The 26,762-nt window shown below is 71.7% G+C and carries 31 protein-coding genes; 26 read left to right on the top strand and 5 right to left on the bottom strand.

The window, feature by feature from the left end; genetic code table 11:
- Positions 1-4 precede the first annotated feature (4 nt).
- The 14 genes from ybeY to ACIG5F_RS03105 all read left to right on the top strand — a co-directional run bounded on the left by ybeY (position 5) and on the right by ACIG5F_RS03105 (position 11,155).
- Complete coding sequence (gene ybeY / locus ACIG5F_RS03170) at positions 5-577, top strand: rRNA maturation RNase YbeY (protein WP_396515728.1); 573 nt, start codon at positions 5-7, stop codon at positions 575-577.
- 37 nt (positions 578-614) lie between these two features.
- Positions 615-1,880: a hemolysin family protein gene (locus ACIG5F_RS03165; RefSeq protein ID WP_396516364.1), complete on the top strand. Its 1,266-nt coding sequence runs from the start codon at positions 615-617 to the stop codon at positions 1,878-1,880.
- Positions 1,873-2,208, top strand: coding sequence for a cytidine deaminase (locus ACIG5F_RS03160; RefSeq protein WP_396515727.1), 336 nt, complete (start codon positions 1,873-1,875; stop codon positions 2,206-2,208). The genes ACIG5F_RS03165 and ACIG5F_RS03160 overlap by 8 nt, the downstream gene beginning before the upstream one ends.
- Positions 2,209-2,360: 152 nt before the next feature.
- The gene (gene era, locus ACIG5F_RS03155; protein ID WP_396515726.1) at positions 2,361-3,275 is read left to right on the top strand and encodes a GTPase Era; all 915 of its coding nucleotides are present in this window, start codon (positions 2,361-2,363) and stop codon (positions 3,273-3,275) included.
- A 125-nt stretch (positions 3,276-3,400) separates the two neighbouring features.
- On the top strand, positions 3,401-4,273 hold the full coding sequence (locus ACIG5F_RS03150) for an RDD family protein (RefSeq protein ID WP_396515725.1): 873 nt from the start codon (positions 3,401-3,403) through the stop codon (positions 4,271-4,273).
- Entirely contained in the window at positions 4,270-4,650 is a 381-nt protein-coding gene (locus tag ACIG5F_RS03145) for a DUF2752 domain-containing protein (RefSeq protein WP_396515724.1), read from the top strand. Before ACIG5F_RS03150 ends, ACIG5F_RS03145 begins: the two co-directional genes overlap by 4 nt.
- Positions 4,651-4,662: 12 nt before the next feature.
- A complete protein-coding gene (recO, locus tag ACIG5F_RS03140; RefSeq protein ID WP_396515723.1) occupies positions 4,663-5,490 on the top strand; it encodes a DNA repair protein RecO in 828 nt (275 codons plus the stop codon).
- A complete protein-coding gene (locus ACIG5F_RS03135; protein ID WP_396515722.1) occupies positions 5,471-6,085 on the top strand; it encodes a GNAT family N-acetyltransferase in 615 nt (204 codons plus the stop codon). The genes recO and ACIG5F_RS03135 overlap by 20 nt, the downstream gene beginning before the upstream one ends.
- Before the next feature lie 12 nt (positions 6,086-6,097).
- Positions 6,098-6,928, top strand: coding sequence for an isoprenyl transferase (locus tag ACIG5F_RS03130; RefSeq protein WP_396515721.1), 831 nt, complete (start codon positions 6,098-6,100; stop codon positions 6,926-6,928).
- Positions 6,925-7,344 carry a hypothetical protein gene (locus ACIG5F_RS03125; RefSeq protein WP_396515720.1) on the top strand — a complete coding sequence of 140 codons (420 nt, stop codon included), beginning with the start codon at positions 6,925-6,927 and terminating at the stop codon, positions 7,342-7,344. Before ACIG5F_RS03130 ends, ACIG5F_RS03125 begins: the two co-directional genes overlap by 4 nt.
- 199 nt (positions 7,345-7,543) lie before the next feature.
- Positions 7,544-8,554, top strand: coding sequence for a permease (locus tag ACIG5F_RS03120; protein WP_396515719.1), 1,011 nt, complete (start codon positions 7,544-7,546; stop codon positions 8,552-8,554).
- On the top strand, positions 8,551-9,465 hold the full coding sequence (locus ACIG5F_RS03115) for a TIGR03943 family putative permease subunit (RefSeq protein ID WP_396515718.1): 915 nt from the start codon (positions 8,551-8,553) through the stop codon (positions 9,463-9,465). Before ACIG5F_RS03120 ends, ACIG5F_RS03115 begins: the two co-directional genes overlap by 4 nt.
- Before the next feature lie 65 nt (positions 9,466-9,530).
- Complete coding sequence (locus ACIG5F_RS03110) at positions 9,531-10,655, top strand: epoxide hydrolase family protein (RefSeq protein ID WP_396515717.1); 1,125 nt, start codon at positions 9,531-9,533, stop codon at positions 10,653-10,655.
- Between the two features lie 122 nt (positions 10,656-10,777).
- On the top strand, positions 10,778-11,155 hold the full coding sequence (locus ACIG5F_RS03105) for a YciI family protein (protein ID WP_396515716.1): 378 nt from the start codon (positions 10,778-10,780) through the stop codon (positions 11,153-11,155).
- A gap of 291 nt (positions 11,156-11,446) precedes the next feature.
- Here ACIG5F_RS03105 and ACIG5F_RS03100 read toward each other — a convergent pair whose 3' ends face one another.
- The 3 genes from ACIG5F_RS03100 to ACIG5F_RS03090 all read right to left on the bottom strand — a co-directional run bounded on the left by ACIG5F_RS03100 (position 11,447) and on the right by ACIG5F_RS03090 (position 12,742).
- The gene (locus tag ACIG5F_RS03100; RefSeq protein ID WP_396515715.1) at positions 11,447-11,863 is read right to left on the bottom strand and encodes a Fur family transcriptional regulator; all 417 of its coding nucleotides are present in this window, start codon (positions 11,861-11,863) and stop codon (positions 11,447-11,449) included.
- Entirely contained in the window at positions 11,860-12,204 is a 345-nt protein-coding gene (locus ACIG5F_RS03095; protein WP_396516363.1) for an ArsR/SmtB family transcription factor, read from the bottom strand. Before ACIG5F_RS03095 ends, ACIG5F_RS03100 begins: the two co-directional genes overlap by 4 nt.
- A gap of 235 nt (positions 12,205-12,439) precedes the next feature.
- Complete coding sequence (locus ACIG5F_RS03090; RefSeq protein WP_396515714.1) at positions 12,440-12,742, bottom strand: hypothetical protein; 303 nt, start codon at positions 12,740-12,742, stop codon at positions 12,440-12,442.
- 119 nt (positions 12,743-12,861) lie between these two features.
- Here ACIG5F_RS03090 and ACIG5F_RS03085 point away from each other — a divergent pair, with 119 nt between their 5' ends.
- From ACIG5F_RS03085 to ACIG5F_RS03075, 3 genes are all read left to right on the top strand, one after another.
- Positions 12,862-13,245: an antibiotic biosynthesis monooxygenase gene (locus ACIG5F_RS03085; protein WP_396515713.1), complete on the top strand. Its 384-nt coding sequence runs from the start codon at positions 12,862-12,864 to the stop codon at positions 13,243-13,245.
- A 116-nt stretch (positions 13,246-13,361) separates the two neighbouring features.
- Positions 13,362-13,988 (top strand): class F sortase, encoded by a 627-nt coding sequence (locus ACIG5F_RS03080; protein WP_396515712.1) that lies wholly within the window; start codon positions 13,362-13,364, stop codon positions 13,986-13,988.
- 235 nt (positions 13,989-14,223) lie between these two features.
- Positions 14,224-15,609 (top strand): glycine--tRNA ligase, encoded by a 1,386-nt coding sequence (locus ACIG5F_RS03075; protein WP_396515711.1) that lies wholly within the window; start codon positions 14,224-14,226, stop codon positions 15,607-15,609.
- Here the strand turns inward: ACIG5F_RS03075 and ACIG5F_RS03070 are convergent.
- Complete coding sequence (locus tag ACIG5F_RS03070; protein ID WP_396515710.1) at positions 15,579-16,577, bottom strand: hypothetical protein; 999 nt, start codon at positions 16,575-16,577, stop codon at positions 15,579-15,581. The genes ACIG5F_RS03075 and ACIG5F_RS03070 overlap by 31 nt on opposite strands.
- A 234-nt stretch (positions 16,578-16,811) precedes the next feature.
- Here ACIG5F_RS03070 and ACIG5F_RS03065 point away from each other — a divergent pair, with 234 nt between their 5' ends.
- Positions 16,812-18,041 carry an MFS transporter gene (locus ACIG5F_RS03065; protein WP_396515709.1) on the top strand — a complete coding sequence of 410 codons (1,230 nt, stop codon included), beginning with the start codon at positions 16,812-16,814 and terminating at the stop codon, positions 18,039-18,041.
- Between the two features lies 1 nt (position 18,042).
- Here the strand turns inward: ACIG5F_RS03065 and ACIG5F_RS03060 are convergent, their stop codons facing one another.
- On the bottom strand, positions 18,043-18,768 hold the full coding sequence (locus tag ACIG5F_RS03060; protein ID WP_396515708.1) for a Type 1 glutamine amidotransferase-like domain-containing protein: 726 nt from the start codon (positions 18,766-18,768) through the stop codon (positions 18,043-18,045).
- A gap of 80 nt (positions 18,769-18,848) precedes the next feature.
- Between ACIG5F_RS03060 and ACIG5F_RS03055 the strand changes: the two genes are divergently transcribed.
- The 8 genes from ACIG5F_RS03055 (at position 18,849) to ACIG5F_RS03020 (ending at position 26,758) form a co-directional block, all read left to right on the top strand.
- Positions 18,849-19,985 (top strand): sensor histidine kinase, encoded by a 1,137-nt coding sequence (locus ACIG5F_RS03055; RefSeq protein WP_396515707.1) that lies wholly within the window; start codon positions 18,849-18,851, stop codon positions 19,983-19,985.
- On the top strand, positions 19,982-21,067 hold the full coding sequence (locus tag ACIG5F_RS03050) for a sensor histidine kinase (RefSeq protein ID WP_396515706.1): 1,086 nt from the start codon (positions 19,982-19,984) through the stop codon (positions 21,065-21,067). Before ACIG5F_RS03055 ends, ACIG5F_RS03050 begins: the two co-directional genes overlap by 4 nt.
- The gene (locus ACIG5F_RS03045; protein WP_396515705.1) at positions 21,064-22,140 is read left to right on the top strand and encodes a histidine kinase; all 1,077 of its coding nucleotides are present in this window, start codon (positions 21,064-21,066) and stop codon (positions 22,138-22,140) included. The genes ACIG5F_RS03050 and ACIG5F_RS03045 overlap by 4 nt, the downstream gene beginning before the upstream one ends.
- Positions 22,137-22,742, top strand: coding sequence for a DNA-binding response regulator (locus tag ACIG5F_RS03040; protein ID WP_396515704.1), 606 nt, complete (start codon positions 22,137-22,139; stop codon positions 22,740-22,742). The genes ACIG5F_RS03045 and ACIG5F_RS03040 overlap by 4 nt, the downstream gene beginning before the upstream one ends.
- Positions 22,743-22,746: 4 nt before the next feature.
- On the top strand, positions 22,747-23,391 hold the full coding sequence (locus ACIG5F_RS03035) for a YdcF family protein (RefSeq protein ID WP_396515703.1): 645 nt from the start codon (positions 22,747-22,749) through the stop codon (positions 23,389-23,391).
- Positions 23,388-24,644: a deoxyguanosinetriphosphate triphosphohydrolase gene (locus ACIG5F_RS03030; RefSeq protein ID WP_396515702.1), complete on the top strand. Its 1,257-nt coding sequence runs from the start codon at positions 23,388-23,390 to the stop codon at positions 24,642-24,644. Before ACIG5F_RS03035 ends, ACIG5F_RS03030 begins: the two co-directional genes overlap by 4 nt.
- Positions 24,645-24,961: 317 nt before the next feature.
- Positions 24,962-26,155 carry a serpin family protein gene (locus ACIG5F_RS03025; RefSeq protein WP_396515701.1) on the top strand — a complete coding sequence of 398 codons (1,194 nt, stop codon included), beginning with the start codon at positions 24,962-24,964 and terminating at the stop codon, positions 26,153-26,155.
- Positions 26,156-26,191: 36 nt separating this feature from the next.
- A complete protein-coding gene (locus ACIG5F_RS03020; protein ID WP_396515700.1) occupies positions 26,192-26,758 on the top strand; it encodes a carboxymuconolactone decarboxylase family protein in 567 nt (188 codons plus the stop codon).
- Positions 26,759-26,762 lie beyond the last annotated feature (4 nt).

The raw sequence follows: 26,762 nt of genomic DNA, 5'->3' as shown, positions 1-26,762 counted from the left end.
GCCCGTGAGTATCGAGATCGCCAACGAAGCCGGCGTCGGCGTCGACGAGGCCAGCATCGTCGCCGTCGCCCGCTTCGCGCTGGACCGGATGGGCGTCAGCCCGCTCGCCGAGCTGTCCGTGCTGCTGGTCGACCTGGACGTGATGGCCGACCTGCACGAGCGCTGGATGGACCTGCCCGGTCCGACCGACGTGATGGCGTTCCCGATGGACGAGCTGGACTCGGCCCGCCGCCCCGACGCCGCCGGCGTCGGCCCGGCCCTGCTCGGCGACATCGTGCTGTGCCCGGCCTTCGCCAAGGACCAGGCCCGCAAGGCCGGCCACGGCCTGCTCGAGGAGCTGCACCTGCTCACCGTGCACGGCGTGCTGCACCTGCTCGGCTACGACCACGCCGAGCCGGCCGAGGAGCGGGAGATGTTCACGCTCCAGAACCGCATCCTGGCCGACTACCGGGACACCAAGGAGTCGGCGGCCCGGGCCGCCCAGCAGCGCAGCAACGACGACCGGGTGCTCGGCGCCGTCGGCCTGGCCGAGGAAGAGGACAAGCCCGCGGTCGCGGACAGCCCCGACACCGACTGAAGGGCGCCGGGTGATGAGCTTCGGGGGAGCCGTGCCAATGCTGCTGTGCGCGGTCGTGCTCGTGCTGGCCGCCGGCGCGTTCGCCGGCGCCGACGCCGCGCTGGGCACCGTGTCCCGGGCCCGGGTCGAGGAGTTGGTGCGGCAGCGCCGGGCCGGCGCCCACCAGCTCCAGCTGCTGATCGAGGACCGTCCGCGGCACATCAACCTGCTGTTGCTGCTGCGGCTGGGCTGCGAGCTGGCCGCGACCGTGCTGATCACGGCGTTCTGCCTGCAAGCCGTCACCCCGGGTTGGCTGGCCCTGCTGGTCGCCGGCGTGGCCATGGTCATCGTCTCGTACGTGTTGATCGGCGTGGGGCCGCGCACGGTCGGCCGGCAGCACCCGTACGGCGTGATGCTGCTGGCCGCCGGCCCGGTGCGGGTGCTGGGCCGGGTGCTCGGGCCGCTGAGCCGGCTGCTGATCCTGATCGGCAACGCGATCACCCCGGGCCGCGGCTTCCGCGAGGGCCCGTTCTCCACCGAGGTCGAGCTGCGCGAGCTGGTCGACCTGGCCGGCGAGCGCGGCGTGGTCGACGAGGACGAGCGGGAGATGATCCACTCCGTCTTCGAGCTGGGCGACACCATCGCCCGCGAGGTGATGGTGCCGCGCACCGAGATCATCTGGATCGAGCAGGCCAAGTCGGTGCGGCAGGCGCTGGCCCTGTCCCTGCGCACCGGCTACAGCCGCGTCCCGGTGATCGGCGAGAGCGTCGACGACGTGGTCGGCGTGGTCAACATCAAGGACCTGGCCCGGGCCACCGTCGAGGGCGGCGCGGCCACCCTGCGCGAGCTGATGCGGCCGGCGGTGTTCGTGCCCGACACCAAGCGGCTGGACGACCTGCTGCGGCAGATGCAGGTCACCCACAACCACCTGGCCATCGCCGTCGACGAGTACGGCGGCACCGCCGGCCTGCTCACCATCGAGGACATCCTGGAGGAGATCGTCGGGGAGATCACCGACGAGTACGACCAGGACGAGCGGCCCCCGGTCGAGCAGGTCGACGAGGACACCTACCGGGTCAGCGCCCGGCTGCCGGTGGAGGACTTCGCGGAGCTGTTCGGCGTGGAGCTGGACGACTCCGACGTGGAGACCGTCGGCGGGCTGATGGCCCAGCGGCTGGGCCGGGTGCCGCTGCCCGGGGCCGAGGCCGAGATCGCCGGCCTGTGGCTGCGGGCCGAGGGCGGCAAGGACAACAGGGGCCGGGTCCGGATCACCACCGTGGTGGCCCGGCGCGGCGAACGTGAGAGGAACGGCGAGCGTGGCTGAACTGGACCCCGAGGACGCCAAGATCGTGACCCTTGCCCGGTCGGCCCGCGCCCGCACCGGCGCCGCCGAAGGCGCCGCGGTCCGCGACACCGACGGCCGCACCTACGCCGCCTGCACCGTCTCGCTGCCGTCGCTGAAGCTGACCGCGCTCCAGGCCGCCGTGGCCGCCGCCGTGGCCAGCGGCGCCCCCGGGCTCGAGGCGGCGGCAGTCGTCACCGAGGCCGGCAAGGTCGACGACGAATCCCGGGCCGCCGTCCGCGACCTCACCGAGTCCGCCCACATCCTGATCGCCGACCCCACCGGCACCCTCTTCGACCCCCTCCCCTAACCCCCGACCCCCCGCAACCCCGATCCCCCGCTTGGAAGGGGGCTTTCCTTCACTCCGAGTGGAGGAAAGCCCCCTTCCAAGCGTCGGAGCCGGTTCGGGGCGGTGGGCGGCCCCCGCTGAGCGGGTTCGGGGCGACCAGCGAGAATGGCAGGATGACCAGCGACAGCATCCCTGCCGGGCACCGCTCCGGCTTCGCCTGCTTCGTCGGCCGGCCCAACGCGGGCAAGTCGACGCTGACCAACGCGCTGGTCGGCGCCAAGGTGGCGATCACGTCCAGCAAGCCGCAGACCACCCGGCACACCATCCGCGGCGTGGTGCACCGGACCGACGCGCAGCTGATCATCGTGGACACCCCCGGCCTGCACCGGCCGCGCACCCTGCTCGGCCAGCGGCTCAACGACCTGGTCATGGAGACCTGGTCCGAGGTCGACGTGGTCGGCCTGTGCGTGCCGGCCGACCAGAAGGTCGGCCCCGGCGACAAGTTCATCGCCGGCGAGCTGGCCAAGGTGGCCAAGCGCACCCCGGTGCTCGGCATCGTCACCAAGACCGACCTGGTGTCCCAGCAGCAGGTCGCCGAGCAGCTGCTGGCGTTGCAGAAGGTGATGGACTTCGCCGACCTGATCCCGGTGTCGGCCCAGGACGGCTACCAGCTCGACACGCTGGCCGACCTGCTGGTCGCCCGGCTGCCCGAGGGCCCTCGGCTGTACCCGGACGGGGAGCTGACCGACGAGCCCGAGGCCACCCTGGTCGCCGAGCTGATCCGGGAGGCCGCGCTGGAGGGCGTGCGCGACGAGCTGCCGCACTCCATCGCCGTGGTGGTGGAGGAGATGCGCCCGCGCGAGGGCCGCGACGACCTGATCGACGTGCACGCCAACCTGTTCGTGGAGCGCACCAGCCAGAAGGCGATCATCCTGGGGCACAAGGGCGAGCGGCTCAAGCAGGTCGGCACCACCGCCCGCCGCCAGATCGAGCGCCTGCTGGGCTCGCGGATCTACCTCGACCTGCACGTGAAGATCGCCAAGGACTGGCAGCGCGACCCCAAACAGCTCCGCCGGCTGGGCTTCTAGGTCACACGTTGGGGCGGATCAATAAAGATCAGGCCGCGAGTTGCGCCAATTAGCCGGGCTGGAGCCACCGAGCGCCCTATAGTTCCTCGCGCTTTGGCAGGTAAATCCCAGTCCAGGAGTACTTCGTGACCACACCGCCCCCCGGCTTCGACCCGAACCAGCCCTACGGTCAGCAGCAGCCCTACGGCCAGCAGCCGCAGACCCCGCCGCCGGGCTTCAGCCAGCCGGGGTACGGTGCGCCGCAGCAGCCGTACGACCCGAACCAGCAGCAGGCCTACGGCCAGCAGCCCTACGGTCAGGCCTCGCCGCCCTACGGCACGCCGCAGCAGCCCTACGACCCGAACCAGCAGGCGGCCTACGGCCAGCAGCCCTACGGTCAGCAGCCGTACGGCGCGCAGCAGCAGCCTTACGGCCAGCAGCCGCTCCAGTACCAGGCCGGCGGGATCTACGCCCAGATCCCGGGCCTGGGCACCGTGCCGCTGGCCTCGATGGGCAGCCGCTTCGTGGCCCGGCTGATCGACACCTTCGTGGTCGGCATCCCGTTCGGCATCATCCTGTTCATCATCATCACCTCGACGGCCACCAGCACGGCGGCGGACATCCAGAGCCAGTACCACTACGACCCGAACACCGGTCAGTACGTCGGGGACCCCAACGCGGTCGCGTCGGCCGGCCTCGGCTTCTTCACCATCCTGATCCTGTCCCCGGTGATCATGGTCGTGCTCCAGTGCCTCTACGAGGCGATCATGCTCGGCCTGAGGGGCGCCACCCTGGGCAAGATGGCCATGGGCGTGCGGGTGGTCCGCGAGGACAGCGGCCAGATCCCCGGCATGGGCAAGGGCTTCGGCCGCGTCGGCACCATGTTCGGCCCGTGGATCGTGCCCTGCCTGGGCAGCATCTGGATCCTGCTGTGCTACCTCTCGCCGCTGTTCGACAACCAGCGCCGTCAGGGCTGGCACGACAAGGCGGTCAAGACCCTGGTGATCGCGACCAGGTGATCCTCACACGGCTGCGGGTGACCCCGGCCGTCGTCGCCGTGACGGCGGCGGCCGGGGCCCTGCTGGGCACCGGGATCGTCAGCATCCCGTGCTGGTTCCACGCGCTGACCGGCGCCGACTGCCCGTTCTGCGGCGGCAGCCGGGCGCTGGGCGCGCTGCTGCACGGCGACCTGGCCGGCGCGCTGCGCTTCAACGCCTTCGCCGTGATCCTGCTGCTGCCGGCCGCCGTCGCCGGCCTGGTGCTGCTGGCCCGTGTCGAGCTGGGCCTGCGCATCCCGTCCTGGCCGGTCCGCCGCACGGCGCTTATTCTGCTGGCCGTCGCCGCGATGGCCTGGTGGCTGGTCCGCGACGTCGCGTTTCCCGGACTCCAGGTCTGAGACAATGGACGCGTGAGCCTGTACCGAGACACCTGCGTCGTGCTGCGGGTGCAGAAGCTCGGCGAGGCCGACCGGATCATCACCCTGCTGTCCCAGCGGCACGGCAAGATCCGCGCCGTTGCCAAGGGGGTGCGCCGCACGTCCTCCCGCTTCGGCGCCCGGCTGGAGCCGTTCGGGCATGTCGACGTGCAGTTCTACACCGGGCGCACGCTGGACGTGATCACCCAGGTGGAGACGGTCGACGCGTTCGGCGTCGGCCTCGTCGACGACTACGCCCGGTACACGGCCGCCTGCGCGGTGCTGGAGACCGCCGACCGGCTCACCGCCGAGGAGGGCGAGCCGGTGCTGCGGCTGTACATGCTCGTCGTCGGCGCGCTGCGGGCGCTGTCCGGCCGGCAGCGCGAGGCCGGCCTGGTGCTCGACGCCTTCCTGTTGCGCGCCATGGGTTTCGCCGGCTGGGCCCCGGCCGTCACCGAATGCGCCCGCTGCGGCACGCCCGGACCGCACGCCGCGTTCAGCGTGCCCGCCGGCGGCTCCGTGTGCGGCACCTGCCGCCCGCCCGGCTCGGCCAGCCCGGCCGGCGAGACGCTCGGCCTGCTCGACGCGCTCACCCACGGCGACTGGGAGCTGGTGGACCGGACCCAGGCGTCCAGCAAGCGCGAGGCCAGCGGCCTGGTCGCCGCGCACCTCCAGTGGCACCTCGAACGGCAGCTGCACTCGCTGCCGCTGGTGGAGCGCCGCGTGTCGGCCACCGCCATCGACCGGCTGGCCGCCCAGATCCGCACCGTGGTGGCGGATCGTCAACCAGTGGGGGAGAACCTTGATCCTGCGACCGGCTGAGCCCGGCGACCTCCAGGCCGTGCACGACATCTGCGTCGAGACGGCCACCCAGCGCGACCTCGACGACCTGGACCTGATCGGCTACATCTTCGCCGACCCGTACCTCACGCTGGCGCCGGAGATGTGCTTCGTCATCGCCGACGACGAGGGCGTCGCCGGTTTCACCGTCGGCGCGGCCGACACCGTGGACTTCTACCGGCGCTGGCGGGCCGAGTGGACGCCGCGCTTCGCCGACCGCTACCCGAAACCGGCGCAGGAGACCAACCGCTTCGAGTCGCTGGTGTCGGCGCTGCACAACCCCGACCGGTTCCTGCCGGCCGCGGTCGCCGAGTATCCGTCCCACCTGCACATCAACCTCGACGCCCGGGCGCGGCGGCAGGGCTGGGGCACCAAGCTGCTGGCCGAGCTGTTCGACCGGCAGCGGGCGGCCGGGTCGCCGGGCGTGCACCTGACCACGTCCACCAGCAACACCCGGGCCATCGCCTTTTACCACACTCTCGGTTTCGAAGTGCTGGATCAGCCCGACGAAGGGACCGTGATGGGACTGCGCTTCGACGGTTCGGGCAGGATGGAGTCATCCCCGTCCCGATCGTGAGGAGCAGGCCTGATGCTGCGTAGGCAGCTGCGCGGACGCAACGACCCCACTGTGCGGCCGCCCGACCCGCATGCCAGCGGCGCCCGTCCGCCCAAGATTCCGCTGGAGTTCGTGCCCAAGCACGTGGCCCTGGTTATGGACGGCAACGGCCGCTGGGCCAACATGCGGGGGCTGTCCCGGGTCGAGGGGCACAAGCGCGGCGAGGCCGTCGTGCTCGACGTGGCCAAGGGGGCCATCGAGCTCGGCGTCAAGTGGATCTCGCTGTACGCCTTCTCCACCGAGAACTGGAAGCGCAGCCCCGACGAGGTGAAGTTCCTGATGAACTTCAACCGGGACGTGATCCACCGGCGCACCGACGAGCTCGACGAGATGGGCGTGCGCATCCGCTGGGCCGGACGTCGGCCGCGGCTGTGGCCCAGCGTGGTCAACGAGCTGCAGAAGGCCGAGGAGCGCACCAAGAACAACGATGTGCTCAACCTGACGATGTGCGTCAACTACGGCGGCCGCGCCGAGATCGGCGACGCCGCCCGCGAGGTCGCCCGCCTGGTCGCCGCCGGCAAGCTCAACCCCGACAAGGTGGACGAGCGCACCCTGGCCAAGCACCTCTACCAGGCCGACATGCCCGACGTGGACCTGTTCATCCGGCCCTCCGGCGAGCAGCGCATCTCCAACTTCATGCTCTGGCAGTCCGCCTACGCCGAGCTGGTGTTCCAGGACATCCTGTGGCCGGACTTCGACCGGCGTGACCTCTGGGCCGCCTGCGAGGCGTATGCCCGTAGGGACCGCCGCTTCGGCGGCGCCGAGGACGCTCCCAGCGAGGACCTCCAGGAGGCGGGCCGATGACCGACGACGAGGCGCAGACCACCGCCCGGCTGCTCACCGCCGCCCGCGAGGCCCTGGAGATGTTCCACGAGGTCCACGTCGACGACGACGGCGCCCTCAGCTTCCGCCACGGCGACGTGCCCTGCGCCGTGCAGGCCATGCAGATCGCCGAGGGGCTCACCCTGCTCAGCCTCACCTGCGTCGTCGCCTGGGACCTGCCCGACGATCCCGCCCTCGCCGTCTCCGCCGCCGAACGCGCCGGTCAGGGCCTGTTCGGCACCCTCGGCGTCGTGCACACCGAGCGGGGCATGGACGTCACCCTCCGGTACGCCTTCCCCGCCGACAACCTGGAGCCCGCGCCCCTGTCCACCATCCTCATGCTGGTCGTCTCCACCGCCTCCCAGCTCCGAGCCGACCTCCTGGCCAGCGTCGAATGACCCCCGCCCCGGCGCCCCGGCGCGTCACCCCACCCCCGCTGGCCGGCGCCGGGTCCCGTCTCGCCGCGCCGCCGCGGGGCCTCGCCCTGGGGACGGCCCACGCGGCCGCCGCCTCAGGCACCCGCCTTCCGGCGCGGCCCGATCGCCAGCGGCTCCCTGCCTCGAAGGCGGCGTCCGTGCCTGCGTCGGGTGGTGCGCGATGACCGCCGACACCGAGGTCCGGCCGGTCGAGCGGCCCCAGCGCCGGCGCATCAGCTCCCTTGAGGTGCTGTGTGTCGTGCTGGTGCTGGCCTTGCTGCTCCAGAGCCAGCTCGTCGACGCGTTGGACATTCCGGCGCTGCGGACCGGGGCCACTGTGTTCGTGGCCGTCTGCGTGCAGGCCATGCCGTTCCTCGTGCTCGGCACGCTGATCAGCGGGGCCATCGCCGCCTTCCTGCCGGCGGAGGTCCTGCGGCGGGTGCTGCCCCGGCGGTCCGCGCTGGCGGTGCCCGTCGCCGGCCTGGCCGGCGTGGCCCTGCCCGGCTGCGAGTGCGCCTCCGTGCCCGTGGCGCGGCGGCTCATGCAGCAGGGCGTCGCCCCCTCCGTGGCCCTGGCCTTCCTGCTGGCCGCCCCGGCGGTCAACCCCGTCGTGCTGGTGGCCACGGCCGTCGCCTTCCCCGGCCGGCCCGAGATGGTCCTCGCCCGGTTCTGCGGCTCCATGCTCACCGCCGTCGTCACCGGCTGGCTGTGGGCCCGTTTCGGCAAGGCCTCGTGGATCGCCGCCCGTGCCCTCGAACGACTTCCCGCCGGCGGCCGGCCGAAGTGGGCCGTCTTCGCCGAGACCGCCCGTCACGACCTCGTCGAGGCCGGCGGCTTCCTCGTCATCGGCGGCCTCACCGCCGCCGCCCTGAACGTGCTGGTGCCCTCGTCCCTGCTGGAATCGCTGTCGGGCCAGTGGGTCCTCGGCATCCTCGTGATGGCGCTGCTCGCCGTCGTGCTGGCCATCTGCAGCGAGGCCGACGCCTTCGTCGCCGCCTCCCTGTCCGCCCTGCCCCTGCTGCCCCGCCTGGTGTTCCTGGTCGTCGGCCCCGCTGTCGACGTCAAGCTCATCGCCCTCCAGGTCGGCACCTTCGGCAAGGCCTTCGCCCTGCGGTTCGCCCCCTTGGCGTTCACCGTCGCCGTCGTGTCCGGCACCGTCGCCGGCCTCGTGCTCCTGGGAGGCGTCTCGTGAGGCGGGAAACCCAGAACATCCTGCTCGTCCTGCTCGGCGGGGCCCTGCTCAAGATCGCCCTCAACGGCACGTACCTGAACTACGTCAAGCCCGCCCTGCAACCCTGGCTGATCCTCTCCGGCGCGATCATGGTCCTGCTGGCCGGCGTCGCCATCGTGACCGACATCCTCAAGGCCCGCCGCGCCTCGGCTCCCAGCACCCCGGTCTCTTCCGACCCGGTCGCTGTTCCCTCGGCTTCCGACACGGCGGTATCCGCCGTGTCGACCGCGGCTGCCGACGCCGATCCCGCCTCGAACCCCGCCGCTGCGACCGCCCATGCCCCTGACCGTGAACTCGCTCTCGCACACGCCGGCGGCTCCGACCCCCACTCCCACTCCCACGACGACGGCCACGGCCACTCGCACGGGGCTGCCCGCAGCGCGTGGATGCTGCTGATGCCGGTGCTGGCCATCTTCCTGATCGCCCCGCCCGCGCTCGGCGCCGACTCGGTGAACCGGGCCGGCGGCCGGACCGTGGCCAGCGAGCAGCGGCAGGACCAGGTGGTCAAGACCAAGTTCCCGCCGCTGCCGGCCGGCTCGGTGGTGCCGATGCGGATGGCCGACGTCGCCACCCGCGCCGCCTGGGACTCGACCAACTCCCTCAACGGCCGGACCCTGGAGCTGACCGGCTTCGTCGTGCACGACGCCGCGGGCGTGTACGTCGCCCGGCTGGTGATCACCTGCTGCGCCGCCGACGCCATGCCGGTCAAGGCCCGCCTGGTCGGCGCCGAGGGCCTGGCCGACGACGAGTGGATCACCGTCACCGGCCAGGTGCGGCCCGACTCCGCCGTGCAGGCCGACAACTACGTGCCCGAGTTCGACGTGACCACCGTGAAGAAGATCGGCACGCCCAGCGATCCCTACGAGTACTGATGTAGAGACGCCGCCGGCGGCTCCGACCATGGGGTGTGAGAGCCCCCGACGCCGAGGAGCCGGCCATGGAGACGTTTCGCATCGAGGTCCCGGACGCCGAGCTGGCCGATCTCCGCGACCGGCTGGCCCGGATCCGCTGGGCGCCCGAGCCGCCCGCCGACGGCTACGGCGTGTCCGGCTCGTCCATCCGCAAGCTCGTCGAGCACTGGCGTGACGGCTACGACTGGCGGGCCGTCGAGGCCCGGCTCAACGCCCATCCGCAGTTCACCACCACCATCGACGGCGCCAACGTGCACTTCCTGCACGTCCGCTCGCCCGAACCGGACGCCCTGCCGCTGATCCTCACCCACGGCTGGCCCGGCTCCGTCGCCGAGTACCTGGACGTCATCGGCCCCCTCACCGATCCCCGGGCCCATGGCCTCGACCCCGCCCTCGCCTTCCACCTGGTGATCCCGTCGCTGCCCGGGTTCGGCTGGTCCGGCCCCGTCACCGAGCCCGGCTGGGGCCCGTGCCGCATCGCCGCCGCGTGGGCCGTGCTGATGCGGGGGCTCGGCTATCGCCGCTACGGCGCCGCCGGCAACGACTGGGGCTCCGTCATCTCACCCGAGGTCGGCCGCGTCGCCGCCAGTTCCGTCGTCGGCGTGCACGTCACCCAGATCTTCTCCGGCCCCGAGGGCGACGTGCCCTTCCATCCGCCCACCGTCGAGCCCGCCAGCGTCGCCGCCCTGCCTCCCGACGAACGCGCCCTGGTCGAAGGCCTGCGCCACTTTCAGCGCACCATGGCCTCGTATCACCACGTGCATGCCGAGCAGCCCCAGACGCTCGCCTACGCCCTCAGCGACTCCCCGGTCGGGCTGCTCGCCTGGAACAGCCAGGTCATGGGCGGTCTGGACCCCGACGCGCTGCTCACCCACGTCTCCATCCACTGGCTCACCGGCACGGCCGGCACCGCGCCCCGGATCTACCTTGAGGACTTCCGCCACCCCGTGCCCACCACGCCCACCACCGTGCCCCTTGGGCTCGCCCAGTTCCCCGACGACGCGCAGGCCATCCGGACCTACGCCCGCCGGGACCACGCCAACATCGTGTCCTGGCACCTCTTCGACCGTGGCGGCCACTATGGCTCCCAGCAGGCCCCCGACCTGTACGTCGCCGACCTCCAGCAGTTCTTCGCCCAACTCCGCCACTGATCCCGCCACGACGACGCCCACCGATGCTTCGCCCAGCTGCCACCCCTGGTCCCCGACATCGCCGATCGCCAGCGACTCGCCACCCGGCGCTAGCCTGACGCCCATCTCGCCGAGGAGCTCCCGTGAAGTACCTGGTCCTGATCTACAGCAATCCCACCAGCTGGGCGCACCCAACCTTCGAGCACACCGACTACTACCGCGACGCGTCCCCGGCCGAGCGCGCCGAAATGGACGCCCAGTTCGCCGACCTGATGCGCGAGATGTCGACCTCCGGCGAACTCGTCTCCGGCACCCCGCTCGCCGCCCCCGACACCACCCGCGTGGTCCGCGTGCAGGACGGCGCCACCGTGACCACGGACGGCCCGTTCGCCGAATCCAAGGAGCAGATGGCCGGCTACTTCGTCCTCGACTGTGCCGATATCGACCGCGCCACCGAGTTGGCCGCCCGCTTCCCCGACGCCCGCTTCGGCCGGGTGGAGGTCCGCCCGATCATGGAGTGAGATCGCCCGCACGCCCGACATGGCCCACTCGCTTCCCCATGTCGACGCGTGCCTGCCCGATCCGGCGCGCCTCCCCTGTCCTCATGGCCAGGGTGGCCCCTCCGGTTTGCCAGGCGGGCGTGCGCCTGCTCGACCCAATGTGGTTCGTGCGGTCTGTGGGTTGCGCGCGCTTGCTCGACCCGACTGGTTCATCCCGGTTGCTGCGGGCCGTGTGGGCTTGCACCAGGCGGCCCGGCTCGGCGATGCGATCCAGATGGCGCTTGTCCGGTCGGCCTCGGCGGGGGCGCGCGGTCAGGCGGTGCAGCCGGCGCAGGTGCCGAAGATCTCCACGGTGTGGCTGACCTCGCTGAAGCCGTTCTCGGCGGCGATGCGATCGGCCCACTTCTCCACGGCCGGGCCCTCGACCTCGACGGTTCGGCCGCAAGCCCGGCACACCAGGTGATGGTGGTGATGGCTGGAGCAGCGCCGGTAGATGGCCTCGCCGCTGTCGGTGCGCAGCACGTCGACCTCGCCGGCGTCGGCCAGCGACTGGAGGGTCCGGTAGACGGTGGTGAGGCCGATGCCCTCGCCCCGCCGACGCAGCTCCTCGTGCAGGTCCTGCGCGGAGCGGAAGTCGTCGAGCTGGTCGAGCAGTTTGGACACGGCAGCCCGCTGCTTGGTGGCCCGAAGGCCGGGCACGGTCGCCGAGGGACGCTCGCTGGTGGTCACGCTTCCTCCCGGTGCTCGGCCCGGGCGGCGGAGCCGCCCTCCTCGACGTGAGTGACGGCGTCGACCACGATGTGCGCCAAGTGCTCGTCGACCAGCCGATACATGACCTCCCGGCCATGTCGTTCGCCGTGCACGACCCCGGCCGACTTGAGCACCCGCAGATGCTGGCTGATCAGCGGCTGGGCTACGGCTAGGGCGTCCACCAGCTCGTGCACGCACCGCTCGCCCTCGCGCAGCTGGAGCACGATGGCGATGCGCACCGGCGCGGCCAGCGCCCGCAGCAGGTCACCGGCGGCGGTCAGGGTGCCGGCGGTGCGGCGCGGGGCACTGGTGGTCGCCAGCTCGCGCGGCGCGTGCTCAGGGGAGTCCGCCAGCGCGGTGCCGGAACCGGCCCGGCCGTCCGGACGCTCCGGGACGGGACTCGCGGCGTCCGGGCTCACTGGGGCATCGTCCTCTCCGACACGGCAGGCAACAGGGCGGAAGAACAGTCGGTCGTCACCACCATGGTAGGTGAACGATGTCCTCCGGTGCCGGCGGTCCTGACAATGGTTATCGAAGCAGATGCTATCGGACCTGCTAGCGAAGCACCGAGACCAGCACGGCGACCAGGACCGCCAGCACCACGATCCGAACCACCCGGTCGGCCGAGGACAGCACCCGCCAGGTGGCGCCGAGCAGCCCGAGAACGATCAGCACGAGGGCGCCGAGCAGACCGGCGCCGACCGGCCCGCGCACCACCACGCCCACCACGAACAGCACCAGCACCAGCCCGAACACGGCCGCCGCCGGCACCCGGGCCAACGGCCCGTTGCCCGGCAGCAGCGGCGCCTTCAGGTCGCGCCGACCACGTCCGCGACCCGGTTGCTGTCCTCCGGCCATGTCCCCACTCGATCCGCCGACGCCGACGCCCGAGCCGCACCCCGGCGGCGGGCGGGTCCCCGCTGGTGCGAGGATGCGCCACCATAACCGACCGCCGGAACCACCCGAGGAGTCCGACCGTGCTGCTGGTCTGCCGGTTCGAGGTGCCCGAGGCCGAGGCGGCCGAGTTCACCGCGACCGCCCGCCATGCCCTGGAGCTGCTCACCGCCCAGCCCGGCTGCCGCACCGGCCGGCTCGGCCGGGCGACCGACGAGGCGGACCGCTGGGTCCTGGTGATCGAGTTCGAGTCCGTCGTCGCCTACCGACGCGCCATGTCGCCCTTCCCGGTCCGCGAGGTCGTGGTTCCGCTACTGTCCCGCGCGCTGGCCGACGAGCCCGCCGCCTTCGAGCTGGCGGTCTCTGCCGCCGACGGCGTCGCCGACGCGCACGTGAGCCTGCTGGCCGGCGACGCCGGCACGGTCCGCCTGGGCGAAGCCGCCGGCCCCGCCGCCAGCCCCCGCTGACGAGAGATCACACTGGCCCCCGCCCCCGCCCCCGCCCGCCTTGGCCCCGCCCTTGGCCCGCCGTCCTTCGCCCGCCGAGGGACAATCGGTGGTAGCCGGCACGAAGGGAACGGACCATGCCGAGACGACGGATCATTCTGCTCGCCTCCGCGGCCGCTGCCGTTGTCGTAGTCCTTGTCGGCCTCCTGTTCTTCGTTCCCATGGACACAACGTCGACCTCCACGGCCGCGCCGGCGACCGCGAGCTCCGCACCACTGGCGGCCGACTCCACGACCGCGGTGCACCCCACGGGCGTGCCGACCACCGGCTCCGTGCACCTGCCTGACGGCGGCACGGCCCAGCTGATTGCGGCCCAGGTGAGCAAGGACGGCACGATGTCGGTGCCGGACCAGCTCGACCAGGCCACCTGGTGGGGCGCCACCCTCGGGGCCCCGCAAGGAGCCACCCTGCTCGCCGGCCACGTGAACTGGCAGGGCCGCACCGGGCCGTTCGCCGAACTGTGGCAGGACCAGGTCGGCCAGCAGGTCACCGTGGTGGACAACGCCGGCCGCGACTGGGTGTACCGGATCACCCAGTTGGTGACGGTCCCCAAGGCCGAACTGCCCAACCGGGCCAAGCAGCTCTACGGCCTGGACGGCGACCACCGGCTGGTCCTCGCCACCTGCGGCGGCGAGTTCGTCGGCGGCACGGAGGGCTACGACGACAACCGCTTCGCGGTGGCCACGCTGGTCACTCGTCCATAGCCGCCAGGGCAACCGCCTGGCGAGTGGCCCGCTGTTGAGGGCCTGCCACAGGAGCACAGGCCAGCGGCTCAGGGACTCGTGGCGCCGCGGCGCTCATCGACCGGGGCCGTGATCGCCGGCTGGATCCCGCGGCAGTTGTGGCCCTGCCTCGCCCGCGCGGTGGCGGAACCGACTATTCTTGCTCCCTTCCCAGGAATTGCCTGTCAGTTCGAGTCTCGGCCGGATGGAGTTTGGCGTGCCCGCGGACCGCATCGACGCCGTCGTCAGCCTCTGCAAGCGCAGGGGTTTCGTGTACCCGTGCGGAGAGATCTACGGGGGCACAAAGTCGGCGTGGGACTACGGGCCGCTGGGCGTGGAGCTCAAGGACAACATCAAACGGGCCTGGTGGCGCACCATGGTGCAGGGCCGGGACGACGTGGTCGGCCTGGACTCCTCGGTGATCCTGCCGCGTGAGGTGTGGGCCGCGTCCGGCCACATCGACGCGTTCGTGGACCCGCTGGTGGAGTGCAACTCCTGCCACCGCCGGTTCCGCGCGGACCACTTGGCCGAGGAGTACGCCGAGCGCACCGGCAAGCCGGCGATCGACAACGACCTGTCCGACGTGCCCTGCCCCAACTGCGGCAACCGCGGCCAGTACACCGAGCCGAAGATGTTCAACGGCCTGCTCAAGACCCACCTCGGCCCGGTCGAGTCGGCGGAGGGCCTGCACTACCTGCGGCCGGAGACCGCGCAGGGCATCTTCGTCAACTTCCTCAACGTCATCACCACCTCCCGCAAGAAGCCGCCGTTCGGCATCGGCCAGATCGGCAAGTCGTTCCGCAACGAGATCACCCCCGGCAACTTCATCTTCCGCACCCGCGAGTTCGAGCAGATGGAGATGGAGTTCTTCGTCGAGCCGGGCAGCGACGAGGAATGGCACCAGTACTGGATCGACGAGCGCCTGCGCTGGTACACCGACCTCGGTGTCAACCGCGACAACCTGCGGCTGTACGAGCACCCGCAGGAGAAGCTGTCGCACTACTCCAAGCGGACCGTGGACATCGAGTACCGGTTCCTCTTCGCCGGCCAGGAGTGGGGCGAGCTGGAGGGCATCGCCAACCGCACCGACTTCGACCTGACCACGCACGCCAACCACTCCGGCGTGGACCTGTCGTACTTCGACCAGGCCACCAACTCCCGCTACCGGCCGTTCGTGATCGAGCCGGCGGCCGGCGTCGGCCGTCCCATGATGGCGTTCCTGCTGGACGCCTACACCGAGGACGAGGCGCCCAACGCCAAGGGTGGCGTGGACAAGCGGCTGGTGCTGCGCCTGGACCGCAGGCTCGCCCCGGTCAAGGTGGCGGTGCTGCCGCTGTCCCGCAACGCCGAGCTGTCGCCGAAGGCCCGGGACCTCGCGGCGGCGCTGCGGCGCAACTGGAACATCGACTTCGACGACGCGGGCGCCATCGGCCGCCGCTACCGTCGGCAGGACGAGATCGGCACGCCGTTCTGTGTGACGGTGGACTTCGACTCCCTGACCGACCACGCGGTGACGGTGCGGGAGCGCGACTCGATGACCCAGGAGCGGGTGTCGATGGACCGCCTGGAGGCCTACCTGGCACCGCAGCTCCTCGGCTGCTGAGCCACCACGGGGTGCCGCGCGTTCGCGGTCACCGGCGGGCGGTCGCGTTTGGCCGCACACACGTGGGCCTGTTTGAGCCGTTGGACGAACAGGCCGGGGTGGTCGCGCAGCCGCTGCGGTGAGGTGCGCACGACCACCACGCCGGCGGCGGTGAGCGCGGCGTGTCGGTCGGCGGTGTGCTCCAGCGGGTCCTGGCCCATGTCGATGTCGAGGGCCATCGCCACGTCGTCCCACCAGGCGGTGACCGGCCCCAGGTAGGCGTTCTCCTCGTCATCCAGCTGCATGTTCCACTTCGGCCTGGGCAGTCGGGCGGTGCCGATGAGCGAGGCGGCCAGCGCCTCGACCTCGGTGCGGATGCCGTTCGCCACCTCGGCCAGCACCCGCCGCGGCAGCGCGCTGCCACGGCCGTTGCCGGCGACGAGCTCGGCCTTGATCTGTTCGGGCGATAGACCGTGCTCCCAGATCGCCTCGGTCACCAGGGCCCGGACGTGCTCGGCAACGCGGAAGTGGCGAACCGTGTCCAGCAGCGCCCGCTCCAGCGGTGCGACGAGGAAACCCTTGCGCATCAAGGGCTTCGGCATCCTCGTGGTGCGCTCGACCCGCACCTCGGGGGAGCCCTGTAGCGACCGTCCTTTCGGGACGAGCAGGTGCACGGGGCTGTACGGCATGGGCGGGACGGTCTTCATCCCGTGCAGCAGCAGGGCATGTCGCCCGGTGAGCATGCCGTCGGGTTCGGCGTAGCGCAGCGCGGCCTGCATGCGTTGCGCCAGTGTCGGCGGCGAGCTGCCGAGCACCAGCACCCCGGGCAGGAATCGCTGCCAGGGGCCGCCGGGCTGGCATCTCCGGTAGACGGAGCTGCCGCAGAGACCGAGTTCGACCAGTTGCTCGGCCCGCGCGACGTGGTGCGGGAAGAGGTTGCTGAGCTTGTCGAGCTGGATGTGTGTCCCGCTCGGGCTGCAAGTGCGCATGGGGCAAGCCTGCGCCATGCACCCTCGCGGCGGGGGCCGATTCGGCCCCACCTGTGGACAACTCGGGCCCTGTGGACAACTCGGGTCTGGAAGATCCACATCGGACGGTTTTCCGGACAGGCCGCGCTACTCTGGAGGGTTCGCCGGAATCGAGTTGACGCTGGCTCGGCGTTGTCGCGATGGTGGGCTGTCAAGGCGGACTTCGTGGCCGGAGGCGCCACCAAGGGGGATTTCGTGTCAGTCAACCGCAGCCGTGGCGGCGTTGTGCTGCTGTCCGCACTGGTCCTGGACTCGACGGGCAACGGCATGTTCCAGCCGCTGTCGCTCTTCTACTTCTTCAAGCTGACGCCGGTGTCGCTGCCTCTGATCGGCGTGCTGGTCAGCCTGGCGACCGTGTTGACGCTCCCGGTTCCGGTGTTGGCGGGGTGGCTGGCCGACCGGGTGGGCCCGCTGCCGCTGGTGGTGGCGTCGCAGGTGGCGCAGGGCATCGGCTACCTCACATTCGGCCAGGTGCACGGCCCGGTCGGCATCTTCCTGTCGTCCTCGTTGGTCTCGATCGGCGTGCGGTTCTTCTGGTCGACCGTGTTCACCGCGATCGCCGACTTCTCCGACGGCAGCACGTCAACGATGAGCAAGGACAGTTGGTACGCCTGGGCCAACATGACCCGAACGGGTGGACTGGGCATCGGCGGCCTGATCACGACGCTGGCCGTCGCCGGCGGCAGCGACGCCCTCTATCGGGTGATCTCCAACAGTTCCGGCGCGTGCTTTCTGGCAGCCGCCGTCGCGATCGCCGTGTTCGTGCGGGCCCCGCGCCGCGCCCATGAGACGGGCGAGGCCGTCGGCTACGCGACCATGCTGCGAGATCGGCCCTTCGTTGCGTTCACCGCAATCAATACCGTCTTCGCTGTCTCGACCGGCATGCTCTCGCTCGGGCTGCTGCTGTTCGTGACTCAGGGTCTCGGCGGCCCCACGTGGCTGACGCCGCCGGTGCTGGCCGGCAACACGATTCTGCTGGCCCTGCTGGGCGCGCCGGTGATCAAGCGGGTCGCGCCGTACCGGCGGACCCGGGTGCTCGTCGCGGCCGGGGGCCTGTGGGCCGCCTGGTGCCTGGCCTTCGCGCTGCTGCCGCCGAATCAACTCGGATGGGTGATTCCGGCACTGATCGTGGCCACTCTGCTGTACACGGCGGCGGACGTGATGCACGCGCCCGTGTCGATGGGGCTGGCCACGGCGCTGTCGCCGGCTGCCGCCCGTGGCCGCTACCTGGCGGTTTTCCAGTACTCCTTCACCATCGCCAACATGATCGCGCCGGCCTTCTTCTCCATCCTGTTCGCGCTGCACCGCTCGCTGCCCTGGCTGGCGCTCGGCGCGCTCAACCTGGCCGCGCTGGCCGGGATGCTGATGTTGGAGCGGATCGTGCCGGCCTCGGCGCAGCGGGTCGCCGAGCCGGCACGATCCTGAGTCAGAGCCGGCGGACGTCGAGAGCCGTCTCGACCACCTCGCCGGCCTCGTCGCGCCGCATCAGATAGGCACCGCCACGTCGCCGCTCCGAGACTGCCTCGACCAGCGTCGTGCCGTGGTAGACGAGGCCGGCGCCGTCGTCGGTGCAGTGGGTCTCCGACAGCTTGCCGGCCGCCACCGCCTCGTGGATCGTCGGCCGACGCTGCTCCTCCGAGTCCAGGTGCACGCCGTTGGCGTAGGGCAGCAGGCCCAGGCCGTTGGCGACGACCCGCAGCTCCGGGCCGAACGAGTCGGTGACACCGCTGGTGTACCAGCAGATGGACCCGGCCGAGACGCCGCCGAGCACGACGCCGGCCTCCCAGGCGGCGCGCATGACCTCGCCGAGGCCGTGCACCTGCCAGACCGCGAGCAGGTTGGCCACGGAGCCGCCGTTGACCCACACCACGTCGTGGTCCAGCACGAAGCCGGCCAGGTCGGCGGCCGGCGGCATCGGGAACAGGTTCAGGTGCGTGACCTCGACGCCGGCGACCCGCCCGGCCTCGGTCACCATCGCGTTCATGGTGCGGTTGTCCCCGTTGGCCGTGCCCACGTGGCACAGTCGGGGTCGGCCGGTCGCCCCGGACAGGTCCAGCGCGAGCCGGATCAGCGGCCCGAACTCCAGTTCGGTCCGCTCGCCCCGGACCCACCCGCCCGAGGTCGCCACGATGGTCGGTTGATCGGCTGCCATGCCCGGATCCTGGCAGCCGCGGCCGCACCCGTGCCAGTTGTCATGGGGGACTGCCAGGTTCCTGTCCTACGGTGATGGCCATGGTGGACGGACGCACTTCGACGCGGGCGGACGGCGAGCGGGCCGAACGCCGTCAGCGCTGGGGCGCGACCGCCTTCGCCAGCATCTTCCTGGCCTGGGCGGTGCCGGGCCTCGGGGACATCGTCTCGGCGAGCACTCCCGTCGGCCTGAAGGTCGCGCAGCTCGCGGTGACGATCGCCTATCTGCTCAGCTACCCGTTCGGCATCTGGCTGTCGTCGGCGATCGGACCCCGGCCGAAGGTGTGGTATGTGGCCGTGGTCACGGCCCTCGGCCTGGCGGTGCTGGGGCTGGACGGACCGGACTCCAGCGTCATGTTGATCTACGTCCTCGCGCTCGGTGCCATCATGTTGACCAGGCGCGTCGCGTTCGTGTTCGCCGGGTGCGTCACGGTCGTGGCGTTCGGCGCCTCCTGGCTCACCCGGACCGGCCCCGACTGGGCCGACCTGGTGCTGATGGTGATCCTGACCGTCGGGATCGCGAACTTCGCCAAGGTCGGAGGGGACCTGCGGGCGGCCAACCGGGAGGTCGCCAGGCTCGCGGTGGCCGAGGAGCGGGCCAGGGTGGCCCGGGACGTGCACGACGTGCTGGGGCACAGCCTGACCACGGTGACCCTGAAGCTGGGGTTGGTCCGCAGGCTGCTGGAGACGAAACCGGGGGAGGTGGAGCGGTTGATCATCGAGGTGGGGGAGGCCGAGCAGTTGTCACGGCAGGCGTTGTCAGAGGTGCGGGCCACGCTGTCCGGGTATCGGAGTGCCTCGTTGAGCGCCGAGGTCGCCGGGGCGCGGGCGGCGCTGGCTTCCGCCGGCATCGCCGCCGACCTGCCCCGGGCGGTGGACAACGTGCTGCCCGAGTACCAGGAGTCGTTCGCCTACGTGCTGCGAGAGGGGGTCACCAACGTGTTGCGGCACAGCGGTGCGACCAGCTGCGAGGTGCGGCTGGGGGAGTCCTGGCTGGAGGTGCGGGACAACGGTTCGGCGTCGTGCGACGCGGGGGAGTCGCGGGCGAACGGCGGTGGCGCCGGCCTGACCGGGCTGGCCGACCGGCTGGCCGCGATCGGTGGCCGGATCGACGCGGGTCCGGTGCCGGGCGGCGGTTTCCTGCTGAGAGCCAGCGTGGCGAGGCCGGTGCCGGCATGACCGACGACATCAACCGGATCATCCATCGTGGCTGGGTGTTCTCGGCGTCCTTCTTCGCCTTGTTCATGCTGCCGATGCTGGTCATGCAGTTCGACGCGGGCCGGCCGGGATGGTCGACGGCGCTGGCTGTGGGCGGCATCGTGGTCTACGGAGCCGGCTACATCGCGCTGCCGGTGATGCTGTGGCGTTCGTCGCTGACCTGGCAGCTGGGTTGCGGCATCGCCTACATGGGGCTTGCGGCGGCGCTGTCGCCGGTGTGCACGCCGTACGTCTTCATCTGGGCCTTCGCGCTGTGCGCGGTGACCGTGCCGGGCTGGTGGTTCGTCGTGGTCGACGGCGCGGCGTTCGTGGTGCTGGCGGCGGCGCTGACTGGCGACTACCTGGGGCTGTTGGTCATCCTGCTCTCGGTCGCCGTGCTGTGCCGGTCGGTGGTGCACATGATCGACGTCAACCGTGCCCTCAGGCTGGTCCGCGACCAGGTCGCCGCGCTGGCGGTGGCCGACGAGCGCGGCCGCGTCGCCCGGGACCTGCACGACGTGCTGGGACACAGCCTCACCACCGTCACCGTCAAGGCCGGGCTGGCGCGACGAATGCTCGAATCCGGGGTGGCGACCGATCGGGTGCTGGCCGAGATGCGCGACGTGGAGCGGTTGTCCCGACAGGCCCTGGCCGACATCACGGCCACCGTGTCCGGTGATCGGGCGGTGTCGCTGGCGGCCGAACTCGTCGGCGCCAAGGAGGCGCTGCGCTCCGCCGGCATCGACGCCGACTTCCCGCTCGCGGTGGACGACGTCGAGCCGGCCTATCAGGAAGCGTTCGCCTTCGCGCTGCGGGAAGGCGTCACGAATGTGTTGCGGCACAGCGCGGGCGCGACCCGGTGCGAGGTTCGGCTCGGCGACCGCTGGCTGGAGGTGCGCGACGACGGCGACCCGGGGCCGGCCGCGGCCGCGCCGTCCCGGGTGAACGGCGGTGGCAACGGCCTGAGCGGACTTTCCCAGCGGCTGGGCGGAATCGGCGCCCGCCTGGAGGCAGGACCGTTGCCCAGCCAGGGTTTCCGGCTGCGGGTGGAGGTGGCGGCGTGATCCGACCCCAGTTCGACCGCCGGATGGGCTGGAAGGTCAGCTGCTTCTTCCTGCTGTTCGCGTTGCCGAGCCTGTATCAGCTGGTCACCAGCGGGGCGCCGACCTGGCGGATCACGAGCGGGCTGGTGGTGTTCGCCGGCTACGCCGCGCTCTACGTGTTCGCCTCGACCAGGATGTGGGAGCTGGGCCTGCGGGCGAAGCTGGTGCTGACAGCGGTGATGCTCGCGGTGCCGACGGTGCTGGTGTTGCTGCTCGGGCTGTCGTCCACCTGGGTGTTCGTCTACGGCCTGTCGGTGATCTCGATGATGCTGCCGACCGCGATCACGTTCGCGGTGGGGCTGCCGACATTGGCCGTGACGGCCGTGCTGATCCTCGTGTACGAGGGTCTCGACCAGTTGTTCAGCGACTGGGTGGTGCTCGCCTCGGTGTTCGCGGCGACCTGGTTCATGGGCCGGTTGATCCGGGCCAACTACGCGCTGGCGACGGCGCAGGAGGAGATCGCACGGCTGGCCGCCGCCGAGGAGCGGGCGCGGCTGGCCGAGGAGTTACGCGAGGATCTCGGCTACAGCCTGGCCGCGATCACCGCGCGAGCCGGCACGGTGTGCGCCGAGCTGGAGCGGGGTGGCGCATCGGTGGCGCAGGTGCGCGAGGTCGAGGACCTGGCCCGCGAAGCGGTGACACAGGTGCGGGCGACCGTGTCTGGTTACCGCACGGCATCGTTGGCCGCCGAGGTCGTCGGAGCACGGGCCGCGCTGGATGCCGCCGGCATCATGGCCGACCTGCCGGCCGCCGTGGACCGGGTGGCCCCCGCTTACCGCGAGACCTTCGCGTACGTGCTGCGCGACGGTGTCACGGCGGTGCTGCGGCGCGCGAGCGGCGCGACGCGGTGCGAGGTCCGGCTGGGGGAATCCTGGCTGGAAGTCCGGGACAACGGCACCGTGGGCGGGCCGTCGACGGACGGGTGTGCGATGGACAGTGGACTGGTCGAACGGGTTGCGGGCATCGGTGGTCGGATCGACACCGGGCCGTGCGCCGAAGGGGGATTCCGGTTGAGAGTGGCGGTGCCGTCGTGATCAGGGTTCTGCTCGCCGACGATCAGGCGCTGGTGCGCGGCGCGTTGGCCGCGATGCTCAGCATCGAGTCGGACATCGAGGTGGTCGCCGAGGTCGGCTCGGGCGACGACGTGGTGCCGGCGGCGCGGCGCACCAGTCCGGATGTCGCGCTGCTGGACGTGCAGATGCCCGGCAAGGACGGGCTGACCGCGGCGGCCGAGTTGCGCAAGGCGATGCCCGGTTGCCGGGTGGTGGTGTGCACCACGTTCGGCCGGCCCGGCTACCTGGCGCGGGCGATGGCCGCGGGCGCGGCCGGCTTCGTGGTCAAGGACGCGCCGCCGGAGCAGTTGGTCGAAGCGGTCCGGCGGGTGCACGCCGGGCTGCGGGTGGTCGATCCCGCGCTCGCCGCGGAATCGCTGGCCAGCGGGGCGAGCCCGCTGACCGAACGGGAGAGGGAGGTGTTGCTCGCCGCCAGCGACGGCGGCACGGTGTCGGACGTGGCCAGGACCCTGCATCTGTCCGAGGGCACGGTGCGCAACCACTTGTCGTCGGCCATCGGCAAGACCGGGGCCAGGACCCGGGCCGAGGCGGCCCGTCTCGCGGAGGACCGCGGCTGGCTGTGACACGATGGGGCTCGTGACTGGGTCGACCGTGCGCCGGATGTTCCTGCGGGTCGTGCTGGGCGCGCTTCTAGTGGTCGGACTGGTGATCGGCGGCACCGCCGTGCGGGTCTGGCAGGTGGCGCGACTGGACGACCGGTCACCGGTGGACGTGGCGATCGTGCTCGGCGCCGCGCAGTACGACGGCACGCCGTCGGACGCGCTCGAGGCCCGGCTCCAGCACGCGAAGACGCTGTACGACGACGGTGTGGTGAAGTACGTGCTCACTGTCGGCGGCCGGCAGCCGGGCGACCACTACACCGAGGCCGAGTCGGGCCAGATGTGGTTGGCCGACAACGGGGTTCCGCAGGATCGGATCGTCTCCGTGGGCACCGGCAGCGACACGCTGGAGAGTCTGCGCGCGGTGGCCCCGGTGTACCGCAACCACGGCTGGACCTCGGCGGTGCTGGTGAGCGATCCGTGGCACTCGTTCCGGGCCCAGACCATGGCGCGGGACACCGGCATCGACGCCGGGGTGTCGCCCACGCACACCGGTCCGATGGTGCGCACCAGGGAGACGCAGTTCAGCCAGATCGTCCGGGAGACCGGGGCGCTGCTGTTCTACCGGCTGTCCAAGGCGCCCGCGGACGAGTTCGGGGCGAGCGCCAGTTGACCGGCGGCTACACCGGGCACGACACCGCGCGGCTGCTGCCGGACACGCCGAAACGCGCGGCCCTGCCGGGGTCGCTGGCCGAGCAGCGCAGTGCCTTCTCCCGGGACCGGGCCCGCGTGCTGCACTCGGCGGCGCTGCGCCGGCTGGCCGGTAAGACGCAGGTGGTCGGGCCGGGCGAGGGCGACGTGCCGCGGACGCGGCTGACGCACTCGCTGGAGGTCGCGCAGATCGGCCGGGGCATCGGCGCCGAGCTGGGCTGTGATCCGGACGTGGTCGACACGGCCGGCCTAGCCCACGACATCGGGCACCCGCCCTTCGGCCACAACGGGGAGCGGGCGCTGCACTCGATCGCCGAGCCGTGTGGCGGTTTCGAGGGCAATGCGCAGACGCTGCGCATCCTGACCCGGTTGGAGCCGAAGGTGCTGGCCGACGGGCGTGGCTACGGGCTGAACCTGACCCGGGCTTCGCTGGACGCTGCCACCAAGTACCCGTGGCCGCGGACCGCCGGCATGGTCAAGTTCGGCGTGTACGCCGACGACCTGGCCGTCTTCGACTGGGTGCGCGAGGGAGCGCCGGAGCGTCGGCGCTGTCTCGAGGCGCAGGTCATGGACTGGGCCGACGATGTCGCCTACTCGGTGCACGATGTCGAGGACGGCGTGCTGTCCGGGCGCATCTCGCTCAGCGAGCTGGCCAGCCCGGTGGAGCGGGCCGCGGTGGCCGAGTTGGCCGCCAAGCACTTCTCCGACGAGCCGGTCGGCGCGTTGGAGGATGCCGCGACCGAGCTGCTGCGGCTGCCGGCCGTCGCCGAGTTGGCCGAGCACGACTACGACGGCTCGCTGGGTGCGCAGGTGGCGTTGAAGGTGCTGACCAGCGAGCTGGTCGGCCGATTCGCCGCGGCTGCGATCACCGAGACCCGGCGGCTGCACGGCTACGGGCCGCTCAACCGGTACGCCGCCGATCTCGCCGTGCCGCCGCTGGTGGCGGCCGAGGTGGCGCTGCTCAAGGCCGTCGCCCTGCACTACGTGATGAGCGATCCGCACCGGCTGGCCTTGCAGCGGGTGCAGCGGCAGCAGCTCGTCGAGTTGGCCGAGGTGCTGTCGGCGGGCGCGCCGGACGCGCTGGACCCGGCGTTCCGGCCCGCGTGGCTGGCGGCCGGGGACGACGCCGCTCGGCTGCGGGTGGTTGTCGACCAGTTGGCCTCGCTGACCGATGCTCAAGCAGTCGCTTGGTACGACCGGTTCTGCCTGGGGTGAACCGCCTGCGTTGCCGGTGTTTCCGGTGGGACCCTCGGTCCCATGGGCATAGCTGGAGCAGTGCGACAGGGACTGCGGCGGCTGTTCCGCCGCCGGGTGTCGGCCGGCGTCGGTCGACGGGGTGGCCGCGGGGACGGCTGGTCGGACGGTGGTGGCGCCGCCGGCGTGCGTGAGCCGCGCGTGCCGCTGCCGAACGGGCCGCGCGGGGCCGGGGCGCGTCCACTTCCGGAGGAATCTGCGGACGTCAAATTGCGCGACCCCCGGCGTTAGCGGCGGGCGGATGGCAGACTCGGGACACCCCCACCCCAGGAGGTGTCGTGGACCTGGCGTTCACCCTCGCCCTGCACCGCGCGGTCGATCCGGACCCGGACAACGACCTGTGCTGGTCGCCGTTCTCGGTGCTGAGCGCGCTCGGGCTGACCGCGGAGGGCGCCGAGGGCGCCAGCCGGGACGAGCTCGTCGGCGCGCTGCTCGGCGAGAGCCCGGCAGTCGTCGCGGGTGGCGCGGCGGCGGTGGGTGGGAGTCCCGGGAGTGAACGCGCGGAAGGCGTCGCATCGGTCGGTGGCGATCGGGACGGCCGGCTGAAGTCGCAGGCCGCGCTGCTCGCGGCGGCCGCGGAACTGGCCGACACCGGGCATGGCGAGGCGCCGGTGCTGGCGGTGTCCAACACGCTGTGGGCGGCCGAGGAGCTGCCGATCCGGCGTGAGTTCGCCGACGAGCTCGGGCGGTGGCCCAACGGCGCGGTGAAGGGGGCGCCGTTCGGCGACGCCCCGGAGGACGCCCGGAAGCTGATCAACACCGATGTGGCCGAGACGACCAGGGGGCTGATCCCCGAGCTGATTCCGCCGGGAAGCATTCGGCCGACGACGGTGGCGGCGCTGGTGAACGCGCTGTACCTGAAGGTGGCGTGGCGGCATCGGTTCGCCGAGGGCGGGACGGAGCCGCGGCCGTTTCACGCGCCGACGGGCACGTACAAGCCGGCGACGATGCGGCAGACCGAGCGCCTCGGCTATGCGCACCGGGACGGATGGCAGATCGTGACGCTGCCGGCGGCCGGCGGCGTGGACGCGGTGGTGTTGCTGCCGGACGAGCCGCTGACCGTGGCGGAGCCGGAGCTGAACGCCGCCAAGCTGCGGGCGCTGCTGGACACCACGTCCTCGCAGCGGGTGCAGCTGACCATGCCGAAGATCAACGTCAGCACGCGGGCCAGCTTCAAGCATCCGCTGCTGGACCTCGGGGTGCGGACGCCGTTCGTGGCCGGGCATGCGGGGCTGACCCGGCTGTGCCCGGATCCGCGGCTGTACGTGGACGACGTGCTGCACGAGTCCGTGCTCAAGTTCGACGAGGAGGGCCTTGAGGGGGCCGCGGCGACCGCCGTCACGATGCGGATGATGTCCATGGCGGCGCCGACCGAGCCGGTCGTCGTGGACGTGGACCGGCCGTTCCTGGTGGTCGTGCTGCACCGTGAGACGGGCGTGCCGTACTTCGTCGCGAGGGTTGTGCACCCGTAGCTGTCACACCGGCGGCCGCTCGCTCGTCCCATGGGCATGACGAGGATTCCTGTGGTGAGCAAAGACAAGGCCGGCCTGCTGGTGCGGGGCATGTACTGGTACGCGAAGCGGCGCTATGGCGCGGTGCCGGAGCCCTACGCGGTTTTCGCCCAGCACCGAGGCCTGCTCAAGGCGGCCGGCGTGCACGAGCTGGCGGTGGAGCGCACCGCGACGAAGCTGCCGGTGAGCCTTCGGCATCTGGTGCAGTTCCGGGTGGCCGTGGTGCTGGGCTGCTCGTGGTGCGTGGACTTCGGCACCATGCTCCAGCGGCTGGACGGGCTGGACATCGACCGGCTGCGGGAGATCGACGACTACCCGACGTCGCCCCGGTACACCGACCTCGAGCGCAAGGCTCTGGCCTACGCCGACGCGATGACGGCCACGCCGGGCACCGTCACCGACGAGCAGGTGGCGGAGCTCGACGCCGAACTGGGGCACGCCGGTGTGATCGAGCTGACCTACCTGATCGCGCTGGAGAACCAGCGCAGCCGCCTCAACCACGCCCTGGGCCTGGTCGACCAGGGCTTCACCTCGGGCGAGGCCTGCCAGGTGCCGCGCGTGTGAGGAT

This window comes from Kutzneria sp. NPDC052558, assembly GCF_044547355.1.
GTDB lineage: Bacteria > Actinomycetota > Actinomycetes > Mycobacteriales > Pseudonocardiaceae > Kutzneria.
This window is presented reverse-complemented; position numbering and strand designations above follow the sequence as displayed.

What these genes read in the sequence shown, in the direction of transcription:
- ACIG5F_RS03165 (WP_396516364.1), top strand. Translation starts at nt 615, where the DNA reads ATGCTGCTGTGCGCGGTCGTGCTCGTGCTGGCCGCCGGCGCGTTCGCC.
- era (WP_396515726.1), top strand. Translation starts at nt 2,361, where the DNA reads ATGACCAGCGACAGCATCCCTGCCGGGCACCGCTCCGGCTTCGCCTGC.
- ACIG5F_RS03130 (WP_396515721.1), top strand. Translation starts at nt 6,098, where the DNA reads ATGCTGCGTAGGCAGCTGCGCGGACGCAACGACCCCACTGTGCGGCCG.
- ACIG5F_RS03125 (WP_396515720.1), top strand. Translation starts at nt 6,925, where the DNA reads ATGACCGACGACGAGGCGCAGACCACCGCCCGGCTGCTCACCGCCGCC.
- ACIG5F_RS03120 (WP_396515719.1), top strand. Translation starts at nt 7,544, where the DNA reads ATGACCGCCGACACCGAGGTCCGGCCGGTCGAGCGGCCCCAGCGCCGG.
- ACIG5F_RS03110 (WP_396515717.1), top strand. Translation starts at nt 9,531, where the DNA reads ATGGAGACGTTTCGCATCGAGGTCCCGGACGCCGAGCTGGCCGATCTC.
- ACIG5F_RS03090 (WP_396515714.1), bottom strand. Translation starts at nt 12,742, where the DNA reads ATGGCCGGAGGACAGCAACCGGGTCGCGGACGTGGTCGGCGCGACCTG.
- ACIG5F_RS03080 (WP_396515712.1), top strand. Translation starts at nt 13,362, where the DNA reads ATGCCGAGACGACGGATCATTCTGCTCGCCTCCGCGGCCGCTGCCGTT.
- ACIG5F_RS03070 (WP_396515710.1), bottom strand. Translation starts at nt 16,577, where the DNA reads ATGCGCACTTGCAGCCCGAGCGGGACACACATCCAGCTCGACAAGCTC.
- ACIG5F_RS03060 (WP_396515708.1), bottom strand. Translation starts at nt 18,768, where the DNA reads ATGGCAGCCGATCAACCGACCATCGTGGCGACCTCGGGCGGGTGGGTC.
- ACIG5F_RS03055 (WP_396515707.1), top strand. Translation starts at nt 18,849, where the DNA reads ATGGTGGACGGACGCACTTCGACGCGGGCGGACGGCGAGCGGGCCGAA.
- ACIG5F_RS03050 (WP_396515706.1), top strand. Translation starts at nt 19,982, where the DNA reads ATGACCGACGACATCAACCGGATCATCCATCGTGGCTGGGTGTTCTCG.
- ACIG5F_RS03035 (WP_396515703.1), top strand. Translation starts at nt 22,747, where the DNA reads ATGGGGCTCGTGACTGGGTCGACCGTGCGCCGGATGTTCCTGCGGGTC.
- ACIG5F_RS03020 (WP_396515700.1), top strand. Translation starts at nt 26,192, where the DNA reads ATGACGAGGATTCCTGTGGTGAGCAAAGACAAGGCCGGCCTGCTGGTG.